The sequence below is a fragment of the Rhodococcus sp. Leaf278 genome, assembly GCF_001426085.1.
GTDB lineage: Bacteria > Actinomycetota > Actinomycetes > Mycobacteriales > Mycobacteriaceae > Rhodococcoides.
This window is the reverse complement of sequence record NZ_LMRR01000023.1, coordinates 1-18,376: the sequence shown is the minus strand read 5'-3', so window position 1 is coordinate 18,376 and position 18,376 is coordinate 1. Positions and strand designations below refer to the sequence as shown.

Annotated in this window: 19 protein-coding genes; 11 read left to right on the top strand and 8 right to left on the bottom strand. The window is 65.0% G+C overall.

The window, feature by feature from the left end:
* Positions 1 to 2 precede the first annotated feature (2 nt).
* Positions 3 to 1,550, bottom strand: coding sequence for an amino acid permease (locus ASG84_RS17195; protein WP_057478249.1), 1,548 nt, complete (start codon positions 1,548 to 1,550; stop codon positions 3 to 5).
* Positions 1,551 to 1,737: 187 nt separating this feature from the next.
* Between ASG84_RS17195 and ASG84_RS17190 the strand changes: the two genes are divergently transcribed.
* Genes ASG84_RS17190 through ASG84_RS17175 form a run of 4 tightly spaced genes read left to right on the top strand, consistent with a single transcriptional unit; the run spans position 1,738 to position 4,372 of the window.
* On the top strand, positions 1,738 to 2,439 hold the full coding sequence (locus ASG84_RS17190) for a TetR/AcrR family transcriptional regulator (protein WP_057478248.1): 702 nt from the start codon (positions 1,738 to 1,740) through the stop codon (positions 2,437 to 2,439).
* A complete protein-coding gene (locus ASG84_RS17185) occupies positions 2,436 to 3,101 on the top strand; it encodes an SDR family NAD(P)-dependent oxidoreductase (RefSeq protein WP_057478247.1) in 666 nt (221 codons plus the stop codon). Before ASG84_RS17190 ends, ASG84_RS17185 begins: the two co-directional genes overlap by 4 nt.
* Before the next feature lie 10 nt (positions 3,102 to 3,111).
* A complete protein-coding gene (locus ASG84_RS17180; protein ID WP_057478246.1) occupies positions 3,112 to 3,555 on the top strand; it encodes a cupin domain-containing protein in 444 nt (147 codons plus the stop codon).
* On the top strand, positions 3,548 to 4,372 hold the full coding sequence (locus ASG84_RS17175) for a spermidine synthase (RefSeq protein WP_057478245.1): 825 nt from the start codon (positions 3,548 to 3,550) through the stop codon (positions 4,370 to 4,372). The genes ASG84_RS17180 and ASG84_RS17175 overlap by 8 nt, the downstream gene beginning before the upstream one ends.
* On the opposite strand, the gene ASG84_RS17170 is transcribed toward ASG84_RS17175, so the two are convergent.
* Genes ASG84_RS17170 through uraD form a run of 5 tightly spaced genes read right to left on the bottom strand, consistent with a single transcriptional unit; the run spans position 4,369 to position 8,351 of the window.
* A complete protein-coding gene (locus ASG84_RS17170; protein WP_057478244.1) occupies positions 4,369 to 5,130 on the bottom strand; it encodes an IclR family transcriptional regulator in 762 nt (253 codons plus the stop codon). The two genes, ASG84_RS17175 and ASG84_RS17170, sit on opposite strands and share 4 nt — an antisense overlap.
* 43 nt (positions 5,131 to 5,173) lie before the next feature.
* Complete coding sequence (locus tag ASG84_RS17165) at positions 5,174 to 6,574, bottom strand: nucleobase:cation symporter-2 family protein (RefSeq protein ID WP_082521056.1); 1,401 nt, start codon at positions 6,572 to 6,574, stop codon at positions 5,174 to 5,176.
* A 12-nt stretch (positions 6,575 to 6,586) separates the two neighbouring features.
* On the bottom strand, positions 6,587 to 7,477 hold the full coding sequence (gene pucL, locus ASG84_RS17160) for a factor-independent urate hydroxylase (RefSeq protein WP_057478243.1): 891 nt from the start codon (positions 7,475 to 7,477) through the stop codon (positions 6,587 to 6,589).
* Between the two features lie 5 nt (positions 7,478 to 7,482).
* The gene (gene uraH, locus ASG84_RS17155; protein ID WP_057478242.1) at positions 7,483 to 7,812 is read right to left on the bottom strand and encodes a hydroxyisourate hydrolase; all 330 of its coding nucleotides are present in this window, start codon (positions 7,810 to 7,812) and stop codon (positions 7,483 to 7,485) included.
* On the bottom strand, positions 7,809 to 8,351 hold the full coding sequence (gene uraD / locus ASG84_RS17150) for a 2-oxo-4-hydroxy-4-carboxy-5-ureidoimidazoline decarboxylase (RefSeq protein ID WP_057478241.1): 543 nt from the start codon (positions 8,349 to 8,351) through the stop codon (positions 7,809 to 7,811). Before uraD ends, uraH begins: the two co-directional genes overlap by 4 nt.
* Positions 8,352 to 8,572: 221 nt before the next feature.
* On the opposite strand from uraD, the gene ASG84_RS17145 reads away from it, so the two are divergent.
* The 7 genes from ASG84_RS17145 to allB are packed head-to-tail and all read left to right on the top strand — an operon-like array spanning position 8,573 to position 15,993.
* Positions 8,573 to 8,968 carry an allophanate hydrolase-related protein gene (locus ASG84_RS17145; protein ID WP_032385160.1) on the top strand — a complete coding sequence of 132 codons (396 nt, stop codon included), beginning with the start codon at positions 8,573 to 8,575 and terminating at the stop codon, positions 8,966 to 8,968.
* Positions 8,969 to 8,980: 12 nt separating this feature from the next.
* Complete coding sequence (locus ASG84_RS17140) at positions 8,981 to 9,805, top strand: hydroxypyruvate isomerase family protein (RefSeq protein WP_057478240.1); 825 nt, start codon at positions 8,981 to 8,983, stop codon at positions 9,803 to 9,805.
* Between the two features lie 8 nt (positions 9,806 to 9,813).
* On the top strand, positions 9,814 to 10,710 hold the full coding sequence (locus ASG84_RS17135) for a 2-hydroxy-3-oxopropionate reductase (RefSeq protein ID WP_057478239.1): 897 nt from the start codon (positions 9,814 to 9,816) through the stop codon (positions 10,708 to 10,710).
* Between the two features lies 1 nt (position 10,711).
* On the top strand, positions 10,712 to 12,511 hold the full coding sequence (gcl, locus tag ASG84_RS17130) for a glyoxylate carboligase (RefSeq protein ID WP_057478238.1): 1,800 nt from the start codon (positions 10,712 to 10,714) through the stop codon (positions 12,509 to 12,511).
* A 2-nt stretch (positions 12,512 to 12,513) separates the two neighbouring features.
* Positions 12,514 to 13,647 carry a glycerate kinase gene (locus tag ASG84_RS17125; RefSeq protein WP_057478237.1) on the top strand — a complete coding sequence of 378 codons (1,134 nt, stop codon included), beginning with the start codon at positions 12,514 to 12,516 and terminating at the stop codon, positions 13,645 to 13,647.
* Positions 13,644 to 14,687, top strand: coding sequence for an allantoicase (gene alc, locus ASG84_RS17120; protein WP_057478236.1), 1,044 nt, complete (start codon positions 13,644 to 13,646; stop codon positions 14,685 to 14,687). Before ASG84_RS17125 ends, alc begins: the two co-directional genes overlap by 4 nt.
* A complete protein-coding gene (gene allB / locus ASG84_RS17115; RefSeq protein ID WP_057478235.1) occupies positions 14,638 to 15,993 on the top strand; it encodes an allantoinase AllB in 1,356 nt (451 codons plus the stop codon). Before alc ends, allB begins: the two co-directional genes overlap by 50 nt.
* Here allB and ASG84_RS17110 read toward each other — a convergent pair.
* Together ASG84_RS17110 and ASG84_RS17105 are read right to left on the bottom strand one after the other, a co-directional pair.
* Entirely contained in the window at positions 15,990 to 17,768 is a 1,779-nt protein-coding gene (locus tag ASG84_RS17110) for a hypothetical protein (RefSeq protein ID WP_235581710.1), read from the bottom strand. The two genes, allB and ASG84_RS17110, sit on opposite strands and share 4 nt — an antisense overlap.
* A gap of 102 nt (positions 17,769 to 17,870) precedes the next feature.
* Positions 17,871 to 18,376, bottom strand: a 506-nt coding sequence (locus ASG84_RS17105; protein ID WP_156399578.1) for a DUF222 domain-containing protein, incomplete at its 5' end; no start/stop codon positions are given.

Here is an 18,376-nt window from a genome sequence, read left to right as displayed (position 1 = left end):
GTTCAGGCTCCGATCGTGACTGGCTTGGGGTGGTCTTTGCCGTGGGGCAGGCAGGCGATACCGACGACGATCACTGCGAGGACGGTCAAAGGTGCGGCCCACCGCAGCAGTGGGAATTCGCCGGTGGGGTCGAAGATCTCGGCTCGCGGCCACGACAAGTTGATCACCATTAGGCCGCCGTAGAGAACTGCGGCGATGTTGACGGGCAGGCCGAGGCGGCCGAGGGTGAAGAGCTTCTCGCCGTCGGCGTCGTGCATGATCCCGCCGTGCGGCCATCCTTTGAGTCGCTGGATCAGCAGCGGGACGGTGACCATCATGTAGGCGAGGTAGATCAGCACGATGCACACGCTCGACAACGTGGTGAAGATCGCGGAGTTACCGACGTTGACGGCCAGGATCGCCACGCAGGCGAGGCCGATGAGCACCGAGGGTGCGATGGGGGTCCCGGTGCGTGAGTTGACCTTTGCCAGGGCAGCGGACGCGGGCAGTCGACCGTCACGGGCCATGGAGAACATCAGCCGTGAGGCCGCGGTCTGGATGGCGAGGGTGCAGATGAACACGGCGATGGCGACGTCGATGAGCAGGACCTTGCCCCATGGGGAGGTGAGGATCGAGTCGATGACGTACGGAAGTCCCTGCGTCGCAAGCTCACCGTCGGTGAGGCTCGGTGCGGCCATCAGTGCGCCGACGATCATCAGACCGCCTCCGAGTGCCGATGCCGAGAGGGCGAGGCGGATGGTGCGTGGTGCGACGCGTCGGGGATTGCGGGTTTCCTCGGCGAGTTCGCCTGCCGAGCCGAAGCCGACCATGACGTAGGCGGCCATCAGGCCCGAGACGATCCAGGCTCCGATGTAACCGGGATCTGCTCCGGCACTGCCGGTATCGAAGACGACCTGCGGTCCGCGCTCGGCGTGGGTGAAGAACACCAGTACCAGTGCGATGACGCCGACGATCTCGCAGGTGACGCCGATGCTGTTGATGCGCGACATCCAGTTCACGCCGATGCAGTTGATGGTGGTGGTGAGTACCAGCAGAATCGAGCCCAGCACAACGGCATTCGCTGCTCCGCTCGACGAGGTGAGCGCGGTGTCGTCACCGATCAGCTGGAATCCACTCCAGATGCTGGGGAGCACGACCTGCAATGCAATGGCGGCGGCGGAGGCGGTGACGATCTGCGCGATGATCATGAACCAGCCGGCGAACCACCCGACCAGCTCACCGCCCATGCGCCGGGACCAGTGGTAGATCGCGCCCGAGATGGGGTAGCGGGCCGCGAGTTCGGCGAAGTTGAGGGCCACCATGAACTGGCCGAGGAACACCAGCGGCCAGGTGAGGAAGAAGGCCGGGCCGCCGAAGCTGAAGCCGAGGCCGAAGAGCTGGAAGATGGTGGTGAGGATCGAGACGAACGAGAAGCCGGCGGCGAACGACGCATACTTGCCGAGGCTGCGGTGCAGCTGCTGGTCGTAGCCGAGGGCCGCCAGATCCGAATGGTCGGTGGTGGACGTCGGTTCCGAACCCGAGCCCGGGGCCGGCAGTGTTGTCGAGCTCATGTTCTCTCCTACGGGCGAGGTGGGTGGTGAGTGACCGCCCGCTGCATCGCCGAGGCGGGTTTCTGTCAGTTGATAGTTTTCGGCGCCGCCGTTCCCGGACGGTGACCGTCGTGAAACAAGCTCGTTTCGTCTATTTCGATCAGATGACAGAAATCTCACCGTCACGTCGAGCTGACAAGATGGGGCCATGACCGGCGCAGGCAGACCGAGGTTGAGCACAAAGAAGCGGGCAGGAGACACCGCCCGCGAGGAGATTCTCGACGCTGCAGCCGAGCTGTTCACCACGCGCGGCTTCACCAACACCTCGACTCGCGTCATCGCCGACGCCGTCGGACTGCGTCAGGCCTCGCTCTATCACCACTTCGCGACCAAGGACGACATCCTCGACGCACTCCTGAGCGGCACCGTCGACGCGCCGTTGGCTGTTGCGCAGCGCATCCGCGATTCTGAGGCCGAAGCGTCGACCCAGATGTATGCGCTCGCCTACTTCGACGCCGGGCAGCTCGCCGCGTCCACCTGGAACCTCGGCGCGCTGTACCTGCTACCCGAGCTGCGTAGCGAGCGCTTCGAGACCTTCCGCGACCATCGATACACGTTGATGAGCCTGTATGCGGCCATCGCGTCGGACACGTTGGTTCAGCTCGACTCCGAGCGTCGTCAAGGCACGGAAGACCTGCCGTTTCGCCTGGTGGAAACCGTGGTGAACGCGCGTGCAGACCGGGAGAACGGCCGCCGCGACCCGACGGTGGATGCAGCGGGGATCGCCGAGGCCGCCCTGCGGGTGCTCGGCTGGACCGCGGACGTCACCGGGTTGCACGGGAGTGCGGAGGCCCTGCTCGAGGCGGTCGTCGGAATAGCCGAGGATCGTCGGTCCTTGCACTCGACATGACATCGATAGCAATAGTCGGAGCAGGTGCAGGTCTCGGTGCAGCAGTGGCGCGTAAGTTCGGCGCACAAGGCTTCTCGGTCGGCCTGATCTCCCGCAACCAGTCCCGTGTGGACGCACTTGCAGATCAGCTCGCGGCCGACGGCATCTCCGCCAAGGGGTTCGTCGCCGATGTGCGCGATCCGGCCTCGATCGCCGCAGCCTTGGAACAGGTGACCGAAACACTCGGCCCCATCGAGGTGCTGCAGTACAGCCCGCTCCCGCAGAAGGACTTCATGCGGCCCGTCCTCGAGACCACGCCGGCAGACATGGTCGGGCCGGTCGAGTTCTCCATCTACGGACCGATCGCTGCCGTCCACCAGGTGCTTCCGGGAATGCGGTTTCTCGGTGAGAACAAAGGCACCATCCTGTTCGTCAACGGTGGCTCCGCAGTCAAGCCCGGTCGTACGGTCACCGGCACGTCCATCGCGTTCGCCGGCCAAGCCGCGTACGCGCAGCTGCTCAACGAGGAGTTGGCAGCGGAGGGAATCCAGGTGTCGCAGTTGATCATCGGCGGTGCCATCGACGGCAAGGATCCGAAGAAGAGCCCCGAGGCTCTCGCCGAGCAGCTGTGGAGCCTGCACACCGGACGGGATCGCTTCCGGGTCCAGGTCGCCACGGATTAAGGTTGCGTCCATGACGTCGCTGCCCGACTGGGCTCAGAGCCTGGATCTTGCACCCCACCCCGAGGGCGGTTGGTTTCGCGAGACGTGGCGCAGCGACGTGACGATCCCACAGGCATTTCTGCCCGACGGCTACCCGGGGCCACGTGCGGCAGGGACGGCAATTCTGTTCCTGCTCATGCCCGGTCAGCAGTCGGCCTGGCACACCGTTCGTGGCACCGAGATGTGGCTGCACCACCGAGGTAGTCCGGTGCAGCTGGACCTCGGCGGCGCAGGGGACGCACCGAGTGATGTGACCTCACTGTTGGTTGCGCCCGAATCTCCGCAGCAGATCGTGCCGCCGTCGGTGTGGCAGCGGGCGCAGCCGGTGGGCGACGAACCGAGCCTGGTCAGCTGCATCGTCACTCCCGGGTTCGATTTCGAGGACTTTCGGCTCGAGGGATCCGGGAATGGGTAGGAAGCGGGCGACGGCGTCCGCGGGCTCTCTGCAACCCGGTGTGTTCGAGATCGATTCGGGCACCTGTGAATTGGTGCGTGACACGTTCTCGGACGACGGATGGGTCGTCAACGTCAACGACGTTCCGAGTTCGCACATCGACATGAACGACCCCACGGTGCTCGAGTTCGAGTACATGCGGTGGATCTCGGGACTGGTACGTGCGCAATGGGATTCGACCTTCCCGCTGCGGGCGCTGCACCTCGGGGGTGGGGCCTGCACGCTGGCACGCTCGTTCACCGCAGAATTTCCCGGTGCGCGTCAGGTGGTCGTGGAGCTCGACGGCAAGCTCTCGGAGCTGGTTCGCGAATGGTTCGACCTACCGCGGGCACCGCTGCTGCGCATCCGCGTCGGCGAAGCCAGAGCGGTCACCGAGACCTTGAGTGAGAACAGTCGTGACCTGATCGTGCGAGATGTGTTCGCGGGAGCCACAACTCCGGCTCCGCTGCTCACCGCGGAGTTCACCACCCATGTCCGACGCGTCCTGTCGCCGGGCGGCATGTACGTCGTCAACTGCGGTGACCGCCGGGACCTGTCGCTCGCGAAGCAGGAGGCGTCGACCATCGGAAGTATCTTTCCGCACACGGCGATCGTCGCGGATCCGGCGATGCTCAAGGGCAGGCGTTACGGCAACATCATCATCGCCGGCAGTGACGTCCCGATCGGGGATTCGCCAGCATTGGCCCGCGAACTACTCGGCGGGGCAGTTCCGGCGCACGTGTGGTTGACCGAGGAAGTGCAGTCCTTCGCTCGCGACGCCAAGGTGTTGACGGATTAGGGAGCTGGAACGTTGCTCGCGAGGTCTTTTGCGAGTCGCTCGGCCGCCGAGATCAGCAGGGGTACGAACTGTTCGGCCGATTCGAGGGTCACCCGCGCCGAGGGCCCGGCGATGGACATCGCCGTGAGCGTCGGAGCGCCGAGTACTGGGACGGCGAAGCACCTCACCCCCACCTCCTGTTCGCCGTCGTCGATCGCGTAACCGCGTTCGCGGATCAGCGCGAGATCGGCGAGCAACGCGTCGAGGGTGGTGATGGTGTTGACGGTCCGGGGAGTCATACCGAGACGGCCGACGATCGCACGGACGGCATCGTCGTCCAACTGCGACAGCAGTGCCTTGCCGACGCCGGTGGAATGCGGCAACACGCGCTGACCGACCTCGTTGAACATCCGCATCGCATGCTCCGACGGCACCTGCGCGACGTACACCGCCATGTCGTCCTCGAGAAATGCCATGTTGGACGTTTCGTGGGTGATCCGGACCAGCTCTGCGAGGTAGGGCTTGGCCCATCCGCCGATGAGCTTGGAGGCACTGTCGCCCAATCGAATGAGCTTGGTGCCCAATGCATATCGGCGCGACGGCAAGCGTCTGACGTAGCCCAGGGAGACCAGCGTGCCGATCAGTCGGTGCACCGTCGGCATCGGCAGATCGGTCGCCTCGGCCAGTTCGCTGATTCCGATGGATCCACCGGAGGCGGCCATGATGTCGAGCAGCTCGAACGCGCGCTCCACGGACTGCACCCCACCACCTGCCGCCACAGTCCACCTCGCACCCTCGTAGTCGTACCCGTCCCGAAGAACTCTACTGGTGATGCCGCGTCGCCACCGGCGGTGCAGCGGTCACGACCGAGGGCGAGGGCTTCTGGCCCTTCGTGATGACGTTGAACAGGATGTTCAGCACGACGGCCACGATGCTCGCGGCGCTGATGCCGGAGTCGAGAACCACGTGGACCCAGTCGGGGAACGCTGCGTAGAAGCCGGGCACGGCGATGGGAATGACACCGAACCCGATGGCCACCGCGACGATGACGAGGTTGAGGTTGCCGTCGAACTCCACCTTCGACAGCGTCCGGATGCCGCTTGCCGCCACCGAGCCGAACAGCACGATGCCCGCGCCGCCGAGTACCGGCAGCGGCACCGACGCCACCACGAGCCCGAGGACGGGGAAGAGGCCGAGGAAGAGCAGCACCGAGCCGCCGGCGGCGACGACATAGCGACTCTTGATCCCGGTGACGGCCACGAGCCCGACGTTCTGGGCGAACGCACTGGCCGGGAATGTGCCGAACACGGGAGCGATGGTGGTGGCGACCATGTCTGCTCTCAGGCCGTCGCCGACGCGTCGAGCATCGACGTCGGTGCCCACGATTTCACCGACGGCCAGGATGTCGGCGGTGGTCTCGGTCATGATCACCAGGATGACGACCACCATCGACATGATGGCCGCGACCTGGAACGTCGGTGCTCCGAACGCGAACGGTTCGGGGAAGCTGAAGATGGCACCGTCGCTCACGCCGGAGAAATCGGCCTTGCCGACCAGGACCGCGAACAGCGTACCGACGATGATCCCGATGAGGATCGACAGGCGCGAGAGGGTGCCCTGTACGAGCCGGCTGACGAGCAGAACCACCACGAGGCTGAACGCCGCCAGACCGATGTTGGACATCGAACCCCAGTCGGCGGCCTGCTGATTGCCGCCCATGGCCCACCGAACCGCAACAGGCAGTAGCGAGATGCCGATGACGGTGATGATCGTGCCGGTCACCACCGGCGGGAAGAAGCGAACGATCTTGCTGAAGAACGGGGTGATGAGGATGCCGATCGCGCCGGCGGCGATGATGGCTCCGAACACCGAGTTCAGTCCGCCCGGACCGCTCGCGATTGCCACCATCGTCGACACCGACGCAAACGAAATACCCTGCACCAGCGGCAGCTTGGCCCCGAAGTAGGGCACTCCGAGTGTCTGCAGCAAGGTGGCCGCTCCACTGACGAACAACGCAGCCGAGACCAGCAGTGCGATCTCGGTGCCCGTCAATCCCGCTGCGCCGCCGACGATCAGAGGTGGCGCGATGACGCCGCCGTACATCGTCAGGATGTGTTGCAATCCGTAGACGTACGACCTGCCGATCGACAACCGCTCGTCCTCGGGACGGGCGGGGTCGTGCGGCGCATGAGTCTTGGTCGAGGTGCGTTTCGTCAGCTTCATGTCGGCTCGCTCCTAGCAGAATCCGGGCACGGTATCCCAGGCGCGGCCTGCGTCCGGGGCATCGTCGCGTTCCACCGTGGCCTCGATCAGACCGTAGGGGCGATCCGCGACATAGAAGACCTCGCCGGGGTTGTCGAGTCCGAACGGCTCGAGGTTGACGAGGAAGTGGTGGATGTTGGGCATCGAGAACTTGATCTCGCCGATCTCAGGGTGGGCTTCGAGAACCTGCTTGCCCATCTGGAACAGGCTCTGCTGCAACGCAAGAGAGTGAGTGGAGGCGAAGGCGTCGAGCATGATCGAACGGACGTCGTCGAAGGTCTTGTCGAAATCCAGCTCGGTGGTGAGGTAGCGCCAGCGGGCACTGACCGAGGTGGCCAGAATTCGGTCCGTGGTTTCCTTCAGCGTGGTGTAGCGGTCTTTCGGGTAACCCCAGAACTCCGACGCCGTGGAGTTGAGGACGACGAGGTCGCTGACTCCGGAGACGATCGAAACGTCGTCACCGTCGATGGTGACGATCGTGTTCCGCTTCTCATCACTCGCCTTGACGAAGGAATGGTCGTAGCCGTCTTCACCGTTCGCGATACGCGACCACTGGTACTGCTCGATCTCCCAGCGTCCACCGGTGATCCAGTCGAAGTTGCCGGTGAAGTGCGTGCCGAGCCGGAGTGCGAAGTTCTCGATCGCGCCGATGCCGTCGCGGGCGAAGGCGTAGACGGTGTTCTTTTGGGTGTCGGTGGCAACGACGTGTGCATTGTCGCCTTCGATGTGGACAGCGTCGAGGTCGCCGCGCAATTGGGAGGTGACGCTGACGTCGGTGATCCGGTGGCGGGGCGTCTCGCGGTCGATGCGGACGAGCCTGCATTCGGCCTTGCCGTACTGGTTTGCTCCGAGCACGATGGTCATTGTTTCTAGCTCCCTCGATAGGTGGTGAAAGCGAACGGGCTCAACAGAAGTGGGATGTGGTAGTGCTGGTCGGGTGCGGTGATCTCGAACGTGACGACCACCTCGGGGTGGAAGCATTCGGTGTTCTGCGCCGCGAAGTACGCACCGGTTGCGAAGGTGAGGCGGTAGGTCCCGGGCATCAGCTCACTCGGCCCGAGTGAGGAGACTCTGCCCTGTTCGTCGGTGACGGCCCGCGCCACCGAGCTGCCGTCGGCATCGGCCAGCTCGATCGAGAGTCCCTGTGCTGGAATACCTCTCGCTGCGTCGAGTACATGGGCGGTGACATGGCTCGTCATTCGCCCAGGCTTCCTGTTGCGCGCACTGCCGCGATCTCTCGAAGTTCGTGCTCGACGACGGCCGCTTCGGTCTGCGGGTCGTTGCCGAGTCGACTGTCCAGAGCCTTCAGAACAGCGTCGGCATCACGGCCGGCCGCCCTGATCAGAAAGACCTGCCCGAAGCACCTCTCGTAGGCCAGATTCCCCGCTCGCAGGCGATGTTCGACGCTCTCGTCCGACACGTCCACGCCGGCTTGCTCGGTGCTCGCATGCCGTGCGCCGGCGTCGTCACCCTCCGGCCGTTCGCCGATGCGGGGATGCACCGCAAGTGCTCGGTGTACTTCGTCGGCCGTCAGTGGTGATGCGGCGTGGGTGATGGCGTGGCGAAGGGCCCGGTCGTCGACGAACGGTCGGTGCCGAAGAACCTCGTCGACCCAACGGGGGACGTCCAGGCAGAGCGACAGTATTCGAGCAGCGTCGGCCTCGGGTGCGTTGTTCAGTTCGGTCGCCGCGTCGAGACGTCGGGTTTGTGATTCCGCATTACGAAATGTTGATTCCACTGAACGAGCGTGACACCGATCACAACTGCTGTCAAGGGTCGATGTGTGCCGCGTTGCCGAAGGGCGCTGTCATGTTGCGGCAGCGCGGTATTGGGCGCACGGGCCTACCTCGGGTCTTGACAGGACCACGTGGTGCACGCCACACTCGATCAGACAAACGGAATTACTATTCCGCAATACGGATTTTCGATCGTTCGCTCGACGCCGAAAGGAACGACTACATGACGGAGCTCTTCTGCAACGGCGGTGCCATGCGCGGCGGCAGCCTGCACCACAACGTCTCGTCCCACCCGTTCGTGGGGACAGTGCGCACCACCCCGAACTACCGCTTCTTCTCGGTGCGGGACGAGTTCCCGGCCCTGCTGCTCGACCACACTGCCGGTGCGGCCATCGAGGGCGAGCTGTACGACATTCCGCTCGACGACATCCGTACGGCATTCCTCCCGGACGAACCGCCGGAGCTCGAGCTCACCGTGGTTGCGCTCGAGGACGGGCGTTCCGTCCTCGGCGTCGGCCTCCGCCCCGGGGTGCTCGACGCGCAACCGGACGAGCTGACCGACATCACCTACGCCGGCAGCTGGCGTCGATACCGCGGACTGCCGCAACCTCAGAACTGAAAGGCACTGCGCATGAACCCCTTTGGTGACTCACGACTCCACTACACCGTCAACTGTTCCATTCTCTTCACCGATGTGCCCCTGCTCGATCGCGCGCAGCGCGCCAAAGATGCCGGCTTCGACGCCGTGGAATTCTGGTGGCCGTTCTCGAACCCGGTCCCGTCCGATGCCGACGTCGATGCGTTCGTGTCGTCCGTCCGGGATGCGGGCGTACAGCTGACCGGCCTCAACTTCGCCGCGGGGGACATGCCCGCCGGGGATCGCGGAATTCTCTCCGATCCGGCGCAGGTGCAGGCGTTCCGCGACAACATCGACGTCACCGTCGGGATCGGTGAGCAGCTGGGCACCCGGGCCTTCAATGCCCTGTACGGGAACCGCATCGACGGTGTGGATCCGCTTGATCAAGACGAGGTCGCCATCGAGAACCTGGCCGCCGCAGGCCGAGCTGCAGCGAAGATCGGCGGCGTCGTGCTGGTGGAGCCCGTCAGCGGCGCACCCGCGTATCCGTTGAAGTCCGCTGCCGGTGCCGTCGCGACCATCAGGCGTGTCGCCCGTGAGCAGGACGTACACAACCTGCGCCTGCTCGCGGACCTTTACCACCTCGCCGTCAATGGAGAGGACGTTCCGGCCGCACTCGACGCGCACCACGAACTGATCGGACACGTGCAGATCGCCGACTCCCCGGGCCGCGGTGAGCCGGGAACCGGCAGCCTCGATCTCGGCGGACAGCTCACCGGTCTGGCAACACGCGGTTACGACGGCTACGTCGGACTCGAATACAAGGCCACGCGTCAGGACACGTTCTCCTGGCTAGGTCTCGCCACTACCTCCAAGTAAGGATTCCCATGAGCACCATTGCATTCATCGGCCTCGGGATCATGGGCAGCCCCATGTCCGTTCACCTCGCCAAGGCCGGCCACCAGGTGGTCGGCTACAACCTGACGCCCGATCGCACCGGCCCCCTCGTCGAAGCCGGCGGTACCGCGGCAGATTCGATCGCCAAGGCCGTCCACGACGCCGACGTCATCGCGATCATGGTCCCCGACTCTCCCGACGTCCAGGACGTTCTCGCCGGTGAGGGCGGAGTGTTCGACAATGCTCGACGCGACGCGCTGATCATCGACTTCTCCAGCATCCGTCCCGACGTCACTGCCACGTTGGCCGCCGACGCGTCCGCGCGCGGGTTCCGTATCCTCGACGCCCCGGTCTCCGGTGGCCAGGCCGGTGCCGAGAACGCGACTCTGTCGATCATGGTCGGTGGCAGTGCGGACGACTTCGCCACGGCCAAGCCAATTCTCGATGTCGTCGGTAAGACCGTCGTGCATGTGGGTCCGAGTGGATCAGGGCAGACGGTCAAGGCGGCCAACCAGTTGATCGTGGCCGGCAACATTCAGGTGCTGGCGGAGGCGATCGCGTTCCTCGAGGCCTACGGAGTCGATCTGGCCGCGTCGGTGGAGGTTCTCGGCGGCGGCCTCGCGGGTTCGGCCGTCCTGAACCAGAAGGCGCAGAAGATGTTGGACCGCTCGTTCGAGCCCGGCTTCCGCATCGATCTGCACCACAAGGATCTCGGCATCGTCACCTCGGCTGCGCGGGAAGCGGGCGTCGTGATTCCGATGGGTGCGGTGCTGGCACAGCTGATGGCCTCGGCCCGCGCCAACGGCGATGGTGGACTGGATCATTCGGCACTGTACCGCGGTGTCGCTCGCCTCTCGGGCTCCCCGATCACAAACAAGGACAACTGACATGCCCAGAATGCGCGCGGCCGATGCCGCAGTGAAGATTCTCGAACTCGAAGGTGCAACAACCGCATTCGGCCTACCCGGTGCTGCCATCAACCCGTTCTACGCGGCAATGCGCAATCACGGCGGTATCCGCCACGTGCTGGCCCGCCACGTCGAAGGTGCATCGCACATGGCAGAGGGGTTCACCCGTGCGGCCCCGGGAAACATCGGCATCTGTATCGGTACCTCCGGTCCGGCCGGAACCGACATGATCACCGGGCTGTATTCGGCCATGGCCGACTCGATTCCGATCCTCGCCATCACCGGCCAGGCTCCGGTGGCGCGGCTGCACAAGGAGGACTTCCAGGCCGTCGACATCGCGTCGATCGCGGCACCCGTCACCAAGATGGCGATGACGGTGCTCGAGCCGGCCCAGGTTCCCGGTGCCTTCGCTCAGGCGTTTCACCTGATGCGCTCCGGTCGCCCCGGTCCGGTGCTGATCGATCTGCCTATCGACGTGCAGCTGGCCGAGATCGACTTCGATCCCGACACCTACCAGTCGCTGCCCGTGCACAAGCCCGTCGCCTCGCGCGCTCAGGCCGAGAAGGCCATCGACATGCTCCTGGCCGCCGAGCGCCCGCTGATCGTGGCCGGCGGCGGCATCATCAACGCGGATGCCTCGGACTTGCTCGTGCAGCTCGCCGAGATCCTCGACGTTCCCGTCATCCCGACGCTGATGGGCTGGGGCACCATCCCGGACGATCACCGCCTCGCCGCGGGAATGGTCGGTCTGCAGACCGCGCACCGATACGGCAACGCAACGCTGCTGGCCTCGGACTTCGTGCTCGGCATCGGAAACCGTTGGGCCAACAGGCATACCGGTGGACTCGACACGTACCGCAAGGGGCGGAAGTTCGTCCACGTCGATATCGAACCGACCCAGATCGGACGCGTCTTCGCGCCGGACTACGGCATCATCTCCGACGCCAAGGCGGCTCTCGAGCAGTTCGTCGCCGTCGCCGAAGAGCGTCGTGCTGCAGGGTCTCTGCGTAATCTGTCCGGTTGGGTCGACGACTGCGCAACCCGCAAGCGCACGATGCATCGGCGTACCCACTTCGACAACGTGCCGATCAAGCCACAGCGCGTGTACGAGGAGATGAACAAGGTCTTCGATCGCGATACCCGCTACATCAGCACCATCGGGCTCTCGCAGATCGCGGGCGGTCAGTTCCTGCACGTCTACTCCCCTCGCAACTGGATCAACTGCGGGCAGGCCGGCCCGCTCGGCTGGACGATCCCCGCGGCACTGGGTGCGGTCGCTGCCGATCCGAGTGCGAATGTCGTTGCGCTGTCCGGTGACTACGACTTCCAGTTCATGATCGAGGAACTGGCTGTCGGTGCGCAGTTCAATCTGCCGTATGTACACGTGGTGGTGAACAACTCGTACCTGGGGCTGATCCGGCAGGCGCAGCGCGCGTTCGACATGGACTTCTGCGTGCAGTTGGGATTCGACAACATCAACCACCAGGACACCTTGGACGCTCAGCCCGGCATCCCCAAGGGCTATGGCGTCGACCACGTGCAGGTAGCAGAAGGGCTGGGCTGCAAAGCGCTCCGCGTCACCGAGCCCGAGCTCATCGGTGAGGCGCTCGTGCGGGCCAGGACTCTGGCCAACGAGCACAAGGTTCCCGTCGTCGTGGAGATCATTCTGGAGCGGGTCACCAACATCTCGATGGGTACCGAGATCGACAACGTCGGTGAATTCGAGGAACTGGCGAACACCTCGGCCGACGCGCCTACCGCGCTGCTCCTGCTGGACTAGAGATGACGCGAATTCTGCTGGCTCCCGACAAGTTCAAGGGTTCACTGTCCGCGGCCGAGGTCGCTCGGGCGTTGGCCGACGGTCTGGTCGCGGTAGACCCGTCACTCGAGACGGTGTGCCTACCCGTCGCCGATGGGGGTGACGGCACCGTCGATGCTGCCGTCACCGCCGGGTGGGATCGGGTGGCCGTCACGTGCTCGGGGCCGACCGGTGAGCCGGTCGATACCTCGTATGCCCGTCGCGGTGATACTGCCGTCGTCGAACTCGCCTCGGCGGTCGGGCTCGAGCTCCTGCCCGGTGGTATCCCGGATGCGCTGGGAGCGAGCACATTCGGCCTTGGCACTGTCATCGCGCATGCGCTCGGGGCAGGTGCGGGCCGAATCGTCGTCGGGCTCGGGGGCAGCGCATCCACCGACGGCGGCGCGGGCATGCTGACGGCGCTGGGGGCACGCATCCTCGATGCCGACGGCAACGACGTCGCGCGCGGTGGAGGGGCATTGCGGGGCGCGGTACAGCTGGATGTGTCTGGTCTGGTGCCGTCGGCTCGGGATGCGGTGATCGAATTGGCCTGCGATGTCGACAACCCGTTGCTCGGTTCGACCGGAGCGGCGGCGGTCTACGGGCCACAGAAGGGTGCCGGACCGCAGGATCTGCTGTACCTCGAACACGGAATGCGGCAGTGGGCGCACCTGGTGCGCAACGCAATCGGACGGGATGTCAGCGGTCTCGCCGGCACGGGTGCGGCAGGTGGCACGGCGTTCGGTGCCATCGCTGTGCTCGGTGCGATTGCCAAGCCCGGTATCGCCACCGTGCTCGAGCTGATCGACTTCGGCAGCGCTCTGGCGTCGGCCGATCTGGTCGTTACCGGTGAAGGCTCGCTGGACGAGCAGAGCCTCTACGGCAAGGCACCGATCGGTGTCGCGCACGCAGCACGCGAAGCGGGTGTTCCGGTGATCACCGTGGCGGGACGCAGCGTCGTCGGCTTGGACCGGCTGCGCACTCACGGGATCGTTGCCTCCTATGCATTGTCCGATCTCGAGCCGGACCGTCGAATCTCCATGCGCGACGCAGCCAGGCTCTTACACGAGGTAGGCCGAACGTTGGCCACCACAGAACTTTTGGAAGGAATTTCATGAGCACCACGCACTTCACCTCGTTGACCGATCTCGCGTCGCGGGCACTCGGCGGCAGCGTCTCGGCCGCGAACGACGAACTGTTCGCCCAGCGCGAGAACCTGATCAAGCCCGACGCTCCGCTGTTCGATCCCGCCGATTTCGGCCACAAGGGAAAGGTGTACGACGGGTGGGAGACTCGACGTCGTCGTGACGAGGGTGGGCACGACTGGGCGATCGTACGTCTCGGCGCACCGGGCATCGTGCACGGCGTGGTGGTCGACACCGCACACTTCACCGGCAACTACCCGCCGTTCGTGTCCATCGAAGCTGCGTCGATCGAGGGCTACCCATCCCTCGACGATGTGCTGAAGGCGGAGTGGCACACCATCGTAAACAAGTCTGCGGCAGTGGGTGATACAGCAAATACGTACGAGGTGTCGGATCGGCACCGGTGGACGCATGTACGCCTGTGCATCTACCCCGACGGCGGAGTGGCTCGATTCCGCGTGCACGGCGAAGTCGTGCAGGATCCTCGATTCCTCGCCGGCACCATCGACCTGCTCGCGGCCGAGAACGGTGCGCGGCTCACCGATTGCTCGGATGCTTTCTATTCGTCCCCCGCCAACATCATCCTGCCCGGACGGGCCCGGAACATGGGTGAGGGCTGGGAGAACTCCCGTCGTCGCAACGGCGGCAACGACTACGCGGTCTTCGCACTCGCGGCACCGGGCGCACCCCGGCACGTCGAGGTCGATACGAGCTACTACGTCGGTAACGCGCCGGGGTGGGTTCGCCTCAGCGCCATCGATTGTCGTCGCCGACACATCACGGATCCGACGGCGTGGACCGAGATTCTTCCCCGAACAGCCGTGCAGCCCGATACCCGTCATCGCTTCCTGCTCAACGAGGCGGAGGCGTACACACACCTCAGGCTCGACGTGTACCCCGACGGCGGTTTGTCTCGGTTGCGATTGTTCGGCGAGCTCGACGCCGATGCCCTCGACGCGGCAGATGTCGCGTGGAAGTCCGCCGAGCTCCAGAGTGTCTCCAGTGCAGTCTGAACTGGTTCTTCGTGCTGCTCGTGCGGTGATCGGTGGGCAGGAGGTGGCGGCGACTGTGTCTGTCTCGGACGGCCGGATCGTAGCGATCGACCCCATCGACGCTTCGGTATCTGGCGCGACGGTGGTCGAGCTCGGGCCGGACGAGGTGTTGCTGCCCGGGCTGGTCGATACTCACGTGCACGTAAACGAGCCGGGGCGAACCGAGTGGGAGGGGTTTGCCAGCGCTACCCGGGCGGCCGCGGCGGGTGGCATCACGACCATTGTCGATATGCCGCTCAACAGCATTCCTCCGACGGTGGATGTTGCCTCTCTGGAGATCAAGCGCCGGGTGGCGGCCGAGAAGTCGGTGATCAACGTCGGATTCTGGGGCGGTGCAGTTCCCGGAAACGTCGATCAGCTGCGTCCACTGCACGATGCGGGAGTGTTCGGATTCAAGTGCTTCCTGCTCGCCTCGGGCGTGGACGAGTTTCCGCCGCTGACGATTTCGGAACTGGAGAAGGCTCTCATCGAGATCGCGTCGTTCGACGGGCTGATGATCGTGCACGCGGAGAACGCCGAGCTCATCGCCGAGGCTCCGTCCGCAGCGGGCCGTGAGTACTCGGGATTCCTGGAATCGCGTCCGCGGGCGGCCGAGAATCGGGCCATCGAGCAGGTGATCGAGTTGTCTCGCCAGACGGGGTGTCGGGTGCACATTCTGCATCTGTCGAGCGCGGATGCCTTGCCGATGATCGCGGCGGCGAAGCGTGACGGGGTGCGGGTGACAGTCGAAACCTGCCCGCATTACCTGTGTTTCGACGCCGAGGCCGTGCCTGCAGGGGCGACGCAGTTCAAGTGTTGCCCGCCGATTCGCGAGGCCGGAAATCGAGAGGCGCTGTGGCAGGGTTTGCACGACGGCACGATCGACACCATCGTCACAGACCACTCCCCCTGCACTCCAGCCCTGAAGAGGTTTGACACCGGAGACTTCGGTGACGCGTGGGGCGGGATAGCGTCGCTGCAGGTGTCGCTGGCTGCGGTGTGGACCGAGGCACGATCACGCGGTTGCGCACTGACCGACATCGTGCGGTGGATGGCTACCAATACGGCCGATCAGGTGGGTATGACTGATCGCGGACGCATCGAGGTCGGTTGCGCTGCAGACCTTGTGGTGTTCGTACCCGACGAGAAGTTCACCGTGGACGTCGCGCAGCTGTACCACCGTAATCCGGTGACTGCGTACGATCGACTGGGCTTGTCGGGTGTGGTGCGACGGTCATGGATCGAGGGTTCGGAATCCTCAACGGGGCGATTGCTGTCGCGCGACTAGAACGGTGGGGCTGCCGTGTCGTCTGTCTCGGACTGTTCGTTGCCAGGCGGGTTCGGTGGGTCTGGGTAGGCGATGATGCCGGATCGTCTGGGTTTGGTGGGGATGTGTGGTCTCAGGTCGTTGTCGAGAATGGGGACCACTGTTCCGTTGGCGGGCAGTGTGATTCGGGTGGTCTTCGAGGTGGATCGCCAGAGGATCGCGCCGCCCGGGAGCATGACCGCTGTCCAGTAGCCGGCGGTTTTGACGGTGTGGTGGAACTCGCAGAGACATTGCAGGTTGTTGATGGTGGTCCAGCCGCCACCGAGGGGGTTGGCGTGATCGAATGCGGTCACGTGGTCGAGTTGGCAGCGGTCGGCGGGTCTGTGGCAGCCGGGGAAGCGGCAGTGTCGGTCACGTAGCCGGACTGCTGCGGTGGTGAGGGTGTCGGGTCGGTAGATCAGGGCTCGGTCGGTCAGTGGGTCCCGTCCGACGGATCTTCCGAGGGTGGGGTCGGCGGCGATGGCGGCTTCCAAGGCTGCGGCCAGCGAGGCATTGCCGAGGTAGATGCCGCCGGGTGTGTGCATGGTTCGGCTAGGCCGGATCGACGAGCCCAGGTCGAGGGCAGAGCTGTGCCGTGTGCCCCTGCCGACGGGTGTGTGGGTGCAGAACAGAGAGGCCGCGGAGGTCAGTGATGGCGGGCGACGCTGATCTCGGTTGTCGCTGGCCGCAGCAGCAGTAGAGCCTGTGCCTGGTGCCGGGCCTTCGGCTGATGTCGGGCTGGATGTTGTGGAGCCGGATGGTGCTGCGGACGAGCGTGATTCCGAACGGCTCGGTGCGACATCAGGTGCCGGCGATGCCGGTTGCGCAGGTGAGCGTTTATCCGACACGGGTTCGGACGATGCAGCTGCATCAGGGCCGGTGTCCGACGTTGCCTCCGCTAGCGGGTCGGTCACCGCTGCCGGAGCGCCAGTTGCTGCGTGCTTGCGGTGAGGTTCGGCGGGGTCTGGGTCGGGAGTTGTCGACGGGTCGGCCGTAGGTACGGGTGAGGACTGGTCGTTCTGCTCGGACCCGGCAGTCTCGCCGTTCTCATCGGGCCCTTCGGTCTCGGCGACGTCGTCTGCTGGTTCCGGTGCCGAGGTGTTTTTCGACCCAGGTACAGATTCAGCTGCAGTGGCCGAAGTCGGTCCGGTCGAAGAACGATCCTCTGCCGCCGCCGACCCCGTTGCCTCATCACGACAAGCAGCCGCATGAGCATCTGCAGCCGAGTTCGCGTCTGCGTCGACAGCAGCGTCTCTGCCTGCATCGGCGTCTGCATCTGTGTCGGTGTCCGTCACCGTTCCCGCATCGGATCCCGTTGCCGTTCCTGCTTTCTCGCCGCCGCTGCGTCGTTCCCATTCCCCGGTCTCCGGGTTCTGCACCGCCAGACCGAGCTTCTCCGCGAGAGTGACCGCGTCGGTGAGCAGGACCTGCCATTGACTGTTACGCGCCAACTCTCGTGCGAGATCCGGGTCGATCGAGCCATGCCCGGCGAGATACGCAGGGTTCGCGAGCAAGCCGATGAGGGTGGCGATGTCGACGGTGATCATCGTCAACGGCACCCGTCGATCCGGCAACGCTGCATCTTTTTTCGGGCAGTCCTCTCGTTGGCACAGGCATGTTAGTCGGGGTTCACCGTGCATCCTCGCCATGAACGCATCACACAACCGGTCCTGTTTACCGCGGGGATCTTTCGGACAGAGCGTGTCGGCCATCTCCTCGAGCAGCTGCCACGCCGCGGCGGCCTCGGGTGCAGTCAATTCTGCTCGGATTCGCGCCAGTTCCCCGGCCGGGTTGTAGGACACAACTCGACAAGGTCGTTCTCGGAACCGCAGCCGAAGGCGAGACCNCACGAGTGCGATTCAGAACGATCCGCAACGGCAACAACGGGTGTTCGGGGGATCTTTCGGACAGAGSGTGTCGGCCATCTCCTCGAGCAGCTGCCACGCCGCGGCGGCCTCGGGTGCAGTCAATTCTGCTCGGATTCGCGCCAGTTCCCCGGCCGGGTTGTAGGACACATGGCGGAATCGTTTCGCGAACTCGCGTAGTGCTGCCGCTTCCTCCGGGGCGACGCGCAGCAGGATGTCCCAGATCTCCGTCTCGAGTGGACCGGGCGAATTGCGGCGGGCGGATTCGACGATCTCGTCCTCGACCATGCGCACGATCTCGTCGGAGAGGTTGTCGAGGATCCGGCACACCGTCCGCACTCGCGGAAGATCGATCTCCCCGGCCTCGAATGCTGTCCGTACTAGGGGTAGTCGCGTGTGCAGGGCAACACCGACCGAGATGTACGATTCGGCGACCGTCGCCGAGCAGCCCAACGCGGCCGCCATCTCGGTGCGCCCGTACCGGCTGTAATGCTTGAACT

Bases quoted from the DNA above. Each gene is read 5' to 3' on its own strand.
- pucL (WP_057478243.1), bottom strand. From the start codon at position 7,477: ATGACCATCGTGCTCGGAGCAAACCAGTACGGCAAGGCCGAATGCAGG.
- ASG84_RS17175 (WP_057478245.1), top strand. From the start codon at position 3,548: ATGGGTAGGAAGCGGGCGACGGCGTCCGCGGGCTCTCTGCAACCCGGT.
- alc (WP_057478236.1), top strand. From the start codon at position 13,644: ATGAGCACCACGCACTTCACCTCGTTGACCGATCTCGCGTCGCGGGCA.
- ASG84_RS17135 (WP_057478239.1), top strand. From the start codon at position 9,814: ATGAGCACCATTGCATTCATCGGCCTCGGGATCATGGGCAGCCCCATG.
- ASG84_RS17195 (WP_057478249.1), bottom strand. From the start codon at position 1,550: ATGAGCTCGACAACACTGCCGGCCCCGGGCTCGGGTTCGGAACCGACG.
- ASG84_RS17125 (WP_057478237.1), top strand. From the start codon at position 12,514: ATGACGCGAATTCTGCTGGCTCCCGACAAGTTCAAGGGTTCACTGTCC.
- ASG84_RS17180 (WP_057478246.1), top strand. From the start codon at position 3,112: ATGACGTCGCTGCCCGACTGGGCTCAGAGCCTGGATCTTGCACCCCAC.
- ASG84_RS17145 (WP_032385160.1), top strand. From the start codon at position 8,573: ATGACGGAGCTCTTCTGCAACGGCGGTGCCATGCGCGGCGGCAGCCTG.
- uraH (WP_057478242.1), bottom strand. From the start codon at position 7,812: ATGACGAGCCATGTCACCGCCCATGTACTCGACGCAGCGAGAGGTATT.
- ASG84_RS17185 (WP_057478247.1), top strand. From the start codon at position 2,436: ATGACATCGATAGCAATAGTCGGAGCAGGTGCAGGTCTCGGTGCAGCA.
- allB (WP_057478235.1), top strand. From the start codon at position 14,638: ATGTCGCGTGGAAGTCCGCCGAGCTCCAGAGTGTCTCCAGTGCAGTCT.
- ASG84_RS17165 (WP_082521056.1), bottom strand. From the start codon at position 6,574: ATGAAGCTGACGAAACGCACCTCGACCAAGACTCATGCGCCGCACGAC.
- ASG84_RS17190 (WP_057478248.1), top strand. From the start codon at position 1,738: ATGACCGGCGCAGGCAGACCGAGGTTGAGCACAAAGAAGCGGGCAGGA.
- gcl (WP_057478238.1), top strand. From the start codon at position 10,712: ATGCCCAGAATGCGCGCGGCCGATGCCGCAGTGAAGATTCTCGAACTC.
- ASG84_RS17140 (WP_057478240.1), top strand. From the start codon at position 8,981: ATGAACCCCTTTGGTGACTCACGACTCCACTACACCGTCAACTGTTCC.